10 protein-coding genes and 1 pseudogene are annotated in these 10937 nt (G+C 44.3%); 1 reads left to right on the forward strand and 10 read right to left on the reverse strand.

Going from position 1 to position 10937, the window contains the following annotated elements; genetic code table 11:
* Positions 1–26: 26 nt before the first annotated feature.
* From W234_RS13680 to grpE, 4 genes are all read right to left on the reverse strand, one after another.
* On the reverse strand, positions 27–623 hold the full coding sequence (locus tag W234_RS13680) for an NfeD family protein (RefSeq protein WP_319802570.1): 597 nt from the start codon (positions 621–623) through the stop codon (positions 27–29).
* A gap of 249 nt (positions 624–872) precedes the next feature.
* Entirely contained in the window at positions 873–1409 is a 537-nt protein-coding gene (locus tag W234_RS0104850) for a porin family protein (protein ID WP_025645285.1), read from the reverse strand.
* 356 nt (positions 1410–1765) lie between these two features.
* A complete protein-coding gene (dnaK, locus tag W234_RS0104855; RefSeq protein WP_025645287.1) occupies positions 1766–3709 on the reverse strand; it encodes a molecular chaperone DnaK in 1944 nt (647 codons plus the stop codon).
* 290 nt (positions 3710–3999) lie between these two features.
* Positions 4000–4605, reverse strand: a complete 606-nt coding sequence (gene grpE / locus W234_RS0104860) for a nucleotide exchange factor GrpE (RefSeq protein ID WP_025645289.1) — start codon at positions 4603–4605, stop codon at positions 4000–4002.
* Between the two features lie 428 nt (positions 4606–5033).
* Here grpE and W234_RS0104865 point away from each other — a divergent pair, with 428 nt between their 5' ends.
* On the forward strand, positions 5034–6452 hold the full coding sequence (locus W234_RS0104865; RefSeq protein ID WP_025645290.1) for an alpha/beta hydrolase: 1419 nt from the start codon (positions 5034–5036) through the stop codon (positions 6450–6452).
* 7 nt (positions 6453–6459) lie between these two features.
* Here W234_RS0104865 and W234_RS0104870 read toward each other — a convergent pair whose 3' ends face one another.
* The 6 genes and pseudogenes from W234_RS0104870 to W234_RS14770 all read right to left on the reverse strand — a co-directional run.
* A complete protein-coding gene (locus tag W234_RS0104870; protein ID WP_025645291.1) occupies positions 6460–7596 on the reverse strand; it encodes a metallophosphoesterase in 1137 nt (378 codons plus the stop codon).
* Positions 7597–7728: 132 nt separating this feature from the next.
* Positions 7729–7992 carry a hypothetical protein gene (locus W234_RS0104875; protein WP_156923953.1) on the reverse strand — a complete coding sequence of 88 codons (264 nt, stop codon included), beginning with the start codon at positions 7990–7992 and terminating at the stop codon, positions 7729–7731.
* A 42-nt stretch (positions 7993–8034) separates the two neighbouring features.
* A complete protein-coding gene (locus W234_RS0104880; protein ID WP_025645293.1) occupies positions 8035–9000 on the reverse strand; it encodes an epimerase in 966 nt (321 codons plus the stop codon).
* A 49-nt stretch (positions 9001–9049) separates the two neighbouring features.
* The gene (locus W234_RS0104885; RefSeq protein WP_025645295.1) at positions 9050–9568 is read right to left on the reverse strand and encodes a GbsR/MarR family transcriptional regulator; all 519 of its coding nucleotides are present in this window, start codon (positions 9566–9568) and stop codon (positions 9050–9052) included.
* Between the two features lie 226 nt (positions 9569–9794).
* A complete protein-coding gene (locus W234_RS0104890) occupies positions 9795–10436 on the reverse strand; it encodes an L-threonylcarbamoyladenylate synthase (RefSeq protein WP_025645297.1) in 642 nt (213 codons plus the stop codon).
* An 84-nt stretch (positions 10437–10520) separates the two neighbouring features.
* Positions 10521–10937, reverse strand: a pseudogene (locus tag W234_RS14770) (DNA-protecting protein DprA); the annotation flags it as partial.

Genomic DNA, 10937 nt, shown 5'->3' on the forward strand with positions numbered 1-10937 from the left:
TAAAAATCTTTAGTACCTGATAACGTTTATTTGCTAGTACCTGTCTCTTTGAGATCGGGTTTGTGCAAGCTCAGTCTACTCGCTTTAGATTGTTTGGTCGGCATTTGGCTACTTGCAGGTACTTCACTGTTGATCGTCGGGGTGATATTGGGGTGCATACTTTTAGGTGCTTGGAGGCGCTGCGAGGGCGCAACGATTAGCTCATCGCCGACCACCTTTATAACCACCACACGATCTCCTGCCTCGACTTTCACGCCTGCTGTGCGGCATGGCCACTCATCTGCACCCCAAATGGGCACATTAAAGCGCACCATACCTGAAATACCTTTTTGTGGTTTGACCACGATCATGCCCGTTTCACCAATAATTAGATTACTATGTTGCGCAGCCTTTTTACGGCTTATGGACAACGGCTTGATGTATTTGACCCAAGCAAACATAAATAAAACCGATAGCGTAAGCCAGATCAATACCTGAAATAATAGCGGAATGGGCAGCAACCATGCTAAGGCAGCAACGATCACCGCAGCCGCACCAAACCAGAGGCTAGCAAAGGTCGGAATGAATATCTCAGCAATCATCAAGGAGAAACCCAAGACCAACCAATGCCAAGGTTCAATCATCAAAAACATCTCCATCATTGCCACCTACCCTGTTTGAATCATCCTAGCTTGCTATCCTAGCTTTCAATGTAGCATACTTTGAGCGTTTATAACCTCTTAAAAATCACCATATACACCACTCATAACACAACGCCCATATCTTAGATGAAATCAAAAAGCGCCGAATAACCTTTGCCACATAGAAAAACGACCGCCAAAGCGATCGTTTTTTGTCTGATATATAAATATAAATTGTAATCAATCAATGCCTTAGAACTTCAGCTGAGCGCCAACAGTCATAAGATCTGCATCGCTACCTAGCATGTCATATTCAGCTTCTACACTGAAGTCAGGGTTTACTGCGTAACCAAGACCTACACCACCAGCGAGGTTAGTATCGTCATCTGAACCATCATATAAACCTGCAACGGTATTAGATGCTTCCACTTCAGTTTTTGCTACACCTAGTTTACCTTTTGCGTATAAACCAGTGTTTGGGAATGCGTAACGGTAGGTACCATAAGCGCCGTATGTTTTAGCATCAATATCACCGCCTCTGAAATCAGCATCATCTGAACCAACATACTCAGCTTCCATACCAAAGTTAGGATCGAAGTTATAACCAGCATAAACACCGTATGCAGTTGGATCATCAGCATTGTCGATATCTAGATCAAATTGACCGACTTTAGCACCAACGTATGGCTGACCAGTGTAGCCGTTACCATAAGTGACAGCGGCGTTTGCACCTACAGTCAGTAAAGAACCAGTGGCTAGTGCAAGTATAGTTTTTTGTAGAGTTCTCATTATTAGCTCCTTCAAGCAAATTTGGACAAACAAGTTATTTAGTTGTATTGACCTTTTGGCCCTATCGCCTTGTTTGCTAACGATGGGTACATAGTAACAAACTATTTCAAACACTCTGTCAGTGTTTAATGGTATGCGAGTTAAGATTTGAAAGCGTTTATCAGTGTGTGGGTTACAAAGGCTGATATATGAAATCTTTTGTTACATTGCTAGATTTTTCATAAAATTTATGTCCATCAGCAATTAAAAGCGCTTACCCAATGACATTATTTAGCCCATAAAAAACGCACCTCGAGAGATGCGTTTTTCTTATATTTATCATAAAACTAGCTTTAAGGTACTGCCAGTAGTGTCAATTACGACTTTTTGTCTTCGTCCACTTCAGTGAACTCAGCATCTACGACATCATCATCCGCTTGGGTAGCGTCAGCTGATTCTGTGCCTTGCTGGAACTGACCTGGGTCCATACCTTCCGCGCCAGCACCACTATCAGCGTAGATCTTTTGGCTGACAGGTAAGAAAGCATTATCTAGCGCTTCAAGCTTAGCTTTGATATCGTCATGGTCGTCTTCTTTAGTCGCGGCTTCAAGATCAGAGATAGCAGTCTCTACTGATGACTTCTCTTCTTCAGTGACTTTATCTTCTGCTTCTTTAAGGGCTTTTTGTACCGCATGGATACGGCCGTCTGCTTCGTTACGCACTTGCGCAAGATTTGCAAACTTCTCATCTTCAGCAGCGTTCGCTTCTGCGTCTTGTACCATTTGCTCGACTTCTTCATCCGACAAGCCAGAGTCTGCTTTAATCTGGATACTTTGTGCTTTACCCGTACCTTTATCAGTCGCTGAGATGTTCATGATACCATCAGCATTGATGTCGAAAGTTACTTCGATTTGCGGTAGACCGCGCGGCGCTGGTGGAATGTCAGTCAAGTCAAAACGACCCAATAGTTTATTTTGGTTAGCAATCTTACGCTCACCTTGATAGACCTGAATGGTAACCGCTGGCTGGTTGTCTTCTGCCGTCGAGAACACTTGTGATTTCTTGGTAGGAATCATGGTGTTTTTCTCGATAACTGGCGTCATCACACCGCCCATCGTTTCGATACCTAGCGTCAATGGCGTGACATCAAGCAATAGTACGTCGGTTTTGTCGCCTGACAATACTGCGCCTTGGATCGCTGCCCCTGCTGCTACTGCTTCATCAGGGTTAACGTCTTTACGTGGCTCTTGACCGAAGAAGTCTTCTACTTGCTTCTGTACTAATGGCATACGCGTCTGACCACCAACTAAGATGACATCATCGATATCGCCAACTTTTAGACCAGCATCTTCTAGAGCAATCTTACAAGGAGCCATCGTACGCTTGACAAGATCTTCCGTTAAGCTCTCAAGTTTTGAGCGGCTAATAGTGATGACCAAATGCTTAGGACCACTGCTATCAGCTGTGATATAAGGCAAGTTTACTTCAGTACTTTGCGCGCTTGATAGCTCAATCTTCGCTTTTTCTGCCGCTTCTTTTAGACGCTGCATCGCAAGAGAGTCGCCTTTTAGGTTGAAGTCTTGCTCTTTTTTAAACTCATCAACTAAATAATCGATAAGCGCGGAGTCAAAGTCTTCACCACCTAAGAAAGTATCACCGTTAGTCGCGAGTACTTCAAATTGCTGCTCGCCGTCTACATCTGCAATCTCAATGATTGAGATATCAAACGTACCACCACCTAAGTCATAAACGGCAACGGTGCTATCGCCTTGCTTTTTGTCCATACCATAAGCAAGAGCGGCGGCAGTTGGTTCGTTAATAATACGTTTTACATCAAGACCTGCGATTTTACCGGCATCTTTGGTGGCTTGACGCTGTGAGTCATTAAAGTAGGCAGGTACGGTTACAACCGCTTCTGATACGCTCTCACCCAGATAGTCTTCAGCTGTCTTCTTCATTTTCTTTAAGATTTCAGCAGAGACTTGTGGTGGCGCAAGTTTTTTGTCATTGATCTCGACCCAAGCATCACCGTTATCAGCTTTGACAATTTTGTACGGTACCATGCCAATATCTTTTTGCACGACTTTGTCATCGAAACGACGACCAATCAGACGCTTGATAGCGAACAAGGTTTTGTTTGGGTTAGTCACTGCTTGACGTTTGGCAGATTGACCGACCAAAATCTCATCATCTTTATAAGCGACGATAGAAGGAGTAGTACGCGTACCTTCCGCGTTTTCGATAATCTTAACGCTATCGCCTTCCATTACCGCCACGCATGAGTTAGTGGTTCCTAAGTCAATACCTATTACTTTACCCATAATTATTTGCTCCAAATGTTGTTAAATTTCTATTGGGGTTGCTTGCCGTTTTTGTGCGTTCAAACTATTTTTGCGTTCAAACTATCAAAAAAAACTGTCAAAAACTCAAGCTAAAATCAAACTATCAGACCATATATGGTCACTTGTTGCTTTATATCGGTTTGCGCTAGTATTTTTTCAAGTCAATAACAGCGCAAAAATTTGCTTTTGTGTGATTTTTTGTGAATATCCTTACATTTAATAAGGTTTATTCGCTTGTTTTCTTTACTACTCTCACTTATTAGCTAAGCTTATTGGCCGACGCGAACCATAGCAGGACGCAGCAGACGACCATTTAGGCTATAGCCTTTTTGTAATACCGTACCAACCGTATCAGGCTCGGCATTTTCATCGATACCGACTGCTTCATGCAGGTCTGCATTGAATGTCTCACCTTGTGGTTCGACAACCTCTACGCCGTTTCTGTTTAGTACATCTAATAGCGCTTTGTGCGTTAAGCGTACCCCTTCGGTAACAGGGTCGTCTGAAGTGGCGTTTTCGATAGCGCGCTCTAAGTTATCAACGACTTCTAATAACTCTTTGGCAAATTTTTGTAGCGCAAATCTTTTGCTCTTATCGGCCTCTTGCTCCATACGCTTTTGCGCATTATAAGTCTCAGCATTAGCACGGGCAGTGGTCTCTTTAGCCTGCTTGACTTCGCCTTCAAGCTCAGCAATGCGCGCTTCATAAACACTGATATCGATCTCGTTATCGATAGTGGCGTCATCGCCTGAGTTGTTTTGCGGGTCAAACTCATCCATCGTTTCTTGTAGGACGCTCTCATTGCGCTCAAGGTTACTGTGTGCAGCTTTCGCGCTATTGTCATCAGCTTGTAGGTTTGGGTTTTGTTCGCTCATGATAACTCCTGATTATTTATGATAATTTTGTAATGCATTTAGTGTCTTTTTAATGTCTTCGCTATAAACCATATTCAATAGCTGATTGATAAAGGTTATGAGGCCATATTTCAAGCTTAAAACCGAGGATTTTTTTAATTTTGAAGTTTAACCTCTATAAACCAAACTAGGACAACTCAAACCGCATTTAAAGCTAACTCATTATTTATAGTTTACTTTTCGCTCGTAAACGATTACCAAACGATACTTAAATTCACTTTTGATTGATTTATGATGACCTCACTGACTATTTACCAACTATTACTTATAAAAAATACTGAACTATAAACTAAATGATAGTAAACGATAGAAAGTACCGACACCATAAATCCAAACCATATAAGGCTATAAAAAGTCATAAAGACCGGTACTCAATAATGAGGAACACCATGCCAAGCTCTTCTATCACATCGCTTAATGCTTTGATAAATAAAGCGGCGGCGAGCTTAAACTCTAAGCCGACATTAGCTCCTCTAGAAGGCGTTAAACGCTATCAAGCGCACGAAAACCAAGCTGAGGCTGAGCACCTGAACGAAGGGGACAATAAATATAGACTCGCCGGTAAAAAGCTTGCAAGCTTGCTGCCAGCGACCGACTATCAGCAGCATGCCCTGCACTATGTACTAAAGGGTCTAGGCTACTTACCTGATACTATGCTAGAGGCATTAGTAAGCTATCTAGAGGGCCCAACGGCTGAGCAGTATCCAAACGCTAATGCGCATCTACGCTTGATTATCGCGGTCAATGGTAAACTCAAAACCCCTTTACAGCTCTCTAAAATGCAAGAGCTGCGTAAGAGGTTTGCAGCCGATGCGGTCGCTATGCAAGACCCAAAAGTCTGGCAACAAGCGAGTAGCAATAAGCTTGCTACTTTGAAGCTCATTAACAAAAGCAGTGAGGCGGCTGTTAATTGGCAAGATAAAACCATAGCCAATGCTGATGAGGGTGATATGACGATTCGCTGCTATCAGGCGGGCGTCCACGCAAAAACCAACCACAATCCTGATGAGACAGTGATGCTGTTCTTTCATGGTGGTGGTTTTTGTATTGGTGATATCGACACTCATCACGAGTTTTGTCACCGCGTCTGCGCGCAGACTGGCTGGGCAGTGGTCAGTGTGGACTATCGCTTAGCACCTGAGCATGCAGCGCCCGCCGCCTTAGAAGATGCGATCAAAGCTTATGCTTGGTTGGCTGATAATAGTCGTAGCCTTGGCGCGTCGCCGTCACGTATTGTTCTAGCAGGAGATAGTGCTGGTGGCGGTTTATCGACGTTACTTGCGCAGCAGCTGACTCACCCAACTAAGGCGGCATGGTCAGACTTGGGAGTGGCCGGTCAGCAGATGTATAAGCTGCTCCAGACTCTACCTGCACCGCTTGCACAGATGCCGCTGTATCCAGTTACTGATATTGAGACCGACTATCCAAGCTGGGAGCTATACGGCGAAGGCCTGCTATTAGATCATGCTGACGTAGCCGTATTTGATGCAGCATTTATGCAGAACTGCCCGCTACCACGTGAGCATGTGCTGATCTCACCTATGATTGGTGATAATAGTAAAGTATGTCCGACTTATATCGTTGCCTCTGAGCTTGACGTGCTACGCGATGAGGCCTTTGCTTATGCAGATCAGTTAAAGGCTGCTGATATAGCGGTTGAGACTTATACGGTACTAGGTGCGCCGCACGGCTTTATGCATCTGATGAGCGTCCACGATGGCTTAGAGCAAGAAACGCGATATATTATCAATGACTTTGCACGTTTTGTCCGTGAGGTCATCAGTGCCCAATCGTTATTGGTCGCTTAGCAAGTGTTTACGCTATGTGCTGACCTGTCATCTCAATCAGCCAAATCTCAGAGCGCGACCCCAAGCGAAAAGGAATACCCCAAAAGCCGTAGCCTGAGGAGACGACAAAGTGTCCTTTGCCTATGGGTTTATAACCATAGCCCAAGCGATTGATCGCTCTGACGATAAAATTAGCTGGGAATATCTGCCCGTTGTGAGTATGACCAGAAACTTGTAGATCTATCGGCAGCTGACTATGCTTATCAATATCGCTTGGCCGATGATCGAGCAGTATAACCGGCTTACTGGTATCAACTTGCTGCAACAAATCAGTAGTAGCGACGCGCTCGCGTTTATGATTATCGAACCGGCCTATCAGCCAAATTATCTCGCCTTTATAACCAAGCTTCAGTACTTTATCATTTAACAGTTGCACGCTAGCATCCTGCAAGGCGTTACTGATCGGCTGCTCATGACCATATAAGTCATGGTTGCCTAAAGTGGCATAGACACCGTAGGGTAAGCTACTACAAAGCTTGGTCAATTTAGCCGCCATATTATGAGCGGTATAAGCTTTTATATTGTCATCCATAATATCGCCTGGCATCAGCAATATATCCGCTTTATTTTCCTGGATCAGATGATATAGCTTATCTATCGCTTTATTACCGAACAGCTGACCTAAATGCAAATCACTCGCTACTGCGATACGCAATGAGTTTGCTAAGGGTTTGTTAATCGTGATAGATAATCGGCGCACCACAGGCATGTAGGCACTATATAAACTATAAATAAACAGCGCTATAAATATAAACCCCGCCAGTACGCGTAAACCAAAACCTATTATCTCAGCGCTATACCCCTCTATAGAAATCAATGAAACTAAAAGTAGATACCCGCCATAAAACAAACTCATCAATAATGCCGTAAGCATCAGATAATGCATAACGAGCATCCAAGCGCTCATCCAGCGATAACTATTATCAAAGCGCTTGCTAAAGGTCACCGCTAGCAGAGCATTAGTCACAACAAACACTAAAACCCAAACGGCGGTAGCCAAACTTGGTGTCAGCCAAGGCTGCAGCCACCACTGAAGAGATAGCGCAGCGCCAAGGCTAAACAGCTCTAATAGAGCAATGATAGTAATAAAAAAGGCGTAACGCATCTAGGATCCTAAAGAGAGGTTTAGTATTAGGTAAACGAATGACTTGAGAAGGTTAAGCAATACAGTAGAGAACATGGTTAAAACAACAAAAAGTACTGCTACTTGTCTTAATTCGTATGAGTTTATGTCTAATTAACGCTTATCTGGCGGCATGTTATAAACGCCATTTGCGTAGGCCTGCGTCACCGCTTTGCCATAAATCAGTTTAGTCACCCAATTTGGGATTCGGTAACGGTTACGCGCCACATAAGGATAAGCCAAATCGCCAAGCTGTCTGACAATTGGTAGATATAGAAGCGTAGAGCCTTTGAGACCACTAGTTCTATACAGTAATCGCACTGCGTCCATGTGGGTATGCCAACCGCCATACCAGTCTTGTACACACAAATAAGTCATAGCATCGCTACGGCTGTTTCACATGAAACAAGTATGGAAATATCAGGTGCTTTGCTCTTCTAAGGCTTGCTGAATGTCAGTGTACTTAAACTCATAGCCTGCTTCTAATAAAGCTTCTGGTAGTACCTTTTGCCCATCAATAAGTAAAGTCGACATCTCACCGAACATCAATTTGAGTAAAAATTCTGGCAAAGTAAAAATAGTAGGACGATGTAGCCAAGCGCCCATAGCTTTGGTAAATTCGTGATTGGTCACCGGATTGGGCGCTGTTAAGTTATAAACCACTGCTGGAGTGTCGTTAGTCGTCTTCAGCTCGTTATTGGGCGTAACTTGCTTTTCGCTCGTCTCAGCCAGATGCTTTTGAATAATAAAAATCGCCGCCCCGACCCAGTCCTCACGGCTGATCCAGCTCATAATTTGCTTGCCATCGGCCAACTGACCACCTACGCCGAACTTAAAAGGTAATAACAATTTACCAATCATCCCGCCCTCAGGATGCATCACCACCCCAGTGCGTACAATGGCAACAGGCACGCCGTAATCCGTCGCTTTGAGCGCAAGCTTCTCCCACTCATCACATAACTTATGCGAAAAATCTGTCTCGTAATCGCTACGCTCAGTCAATGGGGTATCGCCTTGGGTACCATACCAGCCGATAGCCGAACCACTTAGCATAAGCTTAGGTTTCACACGACTGCGAGCGATGAACTCAAGCAGCGACTCTGTTGGTTTTACTCGGCTTGCCATCAGTTGCTCTTTACGCTCATCGCTCCAGCGCGAATCGGCAATCCCCGCCCCTGCTAAATTTATAATCACATCGAAGCTTTTATCACTCGTTGCAAGCTCATCATAAGTCATCATGTTGACGTCAGCAGGGTGCTGCTGAGATTTATCACGCGTCAGCCACGTGATCTTTATCTGCTCTTTTTTATTCTCATAGCGACTTATGATCTCCTTGCTAAACGCACTACCTAAGAACCCTGAGCCACCGCTGATTAAAATATTCATATCTCTATCCTTGTTGTGGACTTATTGCTTGTATTGTTCTGAGTCATCATTAACTCAAAAACTTTTTAATACTAGCGCCGAGTTTGAGCACCTTTTTGAGCATACTCGTTGGGAGTTTGAGCATCTCGGACGACCAAGTGGTTAATGTGTTTACGAAGTCTTGCGTGTCACTTATCCGCGTTCTGACTTCGCTGTTTTCATACTCAAACTCAGGACTATCCATCAAATCTTGTAAAAACTGTACGGTAGGTTCCAGCTCGCGCTTTTGGCGCTCAACGACGATGATACGTGCCAGCTCCCAAACATCGGTATTGGTCGTGAAGTGATCCCGCCGGTCGCCTAAGATAGAGACTTTTTGGATTAGGCCCCAATTCTGTAGCTCTTTGATACTATTTGAGACATTAGAGCGCGCCACGCCTAGCGTCTCAGTGATCTCTTCGGCATTTAGTGGTTTACCGATGATATATAGCAGCGCATGTATCTGCGACATAGTGCGGTTCACGCCCCATTTAGGGCCCATCTCACCCCAGTGTAAGACGAATTTTTCGGTGACAGGATTAAGCTTCATATTGGCTCACACTTATTTATATTATTTTTTATTGATGCTTATCATTGATACTTGTAGTGCCTTAAAATATGTAACTCATAGCTTTTATTGTCGAGAAATAAACAGCTTATAAGCCATACTGCGCTTTTCTTTTATTTCTGTCAAGACAGAAATCAGCAGATAAAACGTTATCTTTGTAGACTAAAATTAACAACTCAGCTTATTTGGTAACTATAAAAAGAAAGATTTAGCGGATAATATGGCCGCTACGCGCGTCGCCAATTTGACTGGGTAACTGATAGCCTAAAGTCGCACCGCGTAGATAGCCCACTTGCTTGAGCAACTGGCTACTCTCACTTAAAAAATAGCTTTGAGCTTCAGCAAGCGTCAACGCCGGCATCTGTCCTGACGGATTACAGCTCGTAGAGACAAGAAATCCATAGGGATTATTTGCTGATACTAGCTGCGCACAAAGATTTTGTACTAAGGGGTGAGTGATGACGCGTACGGCGATGCTATCATGTGCACCTGTTATCCACTCCGGTATGGGAGTGGTAAGTGAGTCTGGGATGGGCAATAACCAAGTATGCGCTTGCTGCACAAGGACATCGGCACTAGGCTGCCAACTGGCAAGTACCGTCTGTCGCTGCTTAGGGCTGAGAGGGGCAAGTAGCGGCGCAATGCGCTCAATACTGTCGGTGACGACGATCATGCCTTTGTCTTGCGGGCGCTGCTTGATGGTTAATAGCTGCTGCACAGCGCTTTTATCGAATGGATCGCAGCCGATTCCCCAGACACTTTCGGTCGGATAGGCTAATAGCTGGCCTTGGTTTAGCCAATGGGCAGCTTGTACGACTGAATCAGTAACAAAGGGTGCAGAGGAAGACATAAACTAAACGCTCTAAATAAAAGTGTGCGTGTATTAATAACGATTAAGAAGTTAACAACGTCAAAAGAAGGTCAAAAACACATCTTATAACCGTAAATAGCGGCCACCTTGGACGTCGATAGCGCCGAGTAGCTCTAGCTCCATGAGCTGACCGATAAGCTGAGGCGCTGTCAGCTTCGAAGCTATCAACAAAGCATCTAAATCCTGTCCATGCCAGTCGAGCAGCCCATAAATGGATGACAGGTGCTCAGGCACTTTGATTGGTGAAGAGGTATGGGCTGGCATGCTATGAGCTGACGATATCTTATCAGCCGCTGATTGCGGCGATGAACGGCGCGATGTCGATGGTTTAGAGGGTGCAGTAAGTGATGATTGATTGGTTGAAAAATCAAGCTGGACGTTTACATCGCTTATTACCTGATCGGGATGATAAATCAGTGTCGCGCCTTCACGAATCAGATGATGACAGCCTTCAGCATTTTTATTATCAATGTGGCTTGG

This window comes from Psychrobacter sp. TB15 (genome assembly GCF_000511655.1).
In the GTDB taxonomy this organism is placed as follows: Bacteria; Pseudomonadota; Gammaproteobacteria; order Pseudomonadales; family Moraxellaceae; genus Psychrobacter; species Psychrobacter submarinus.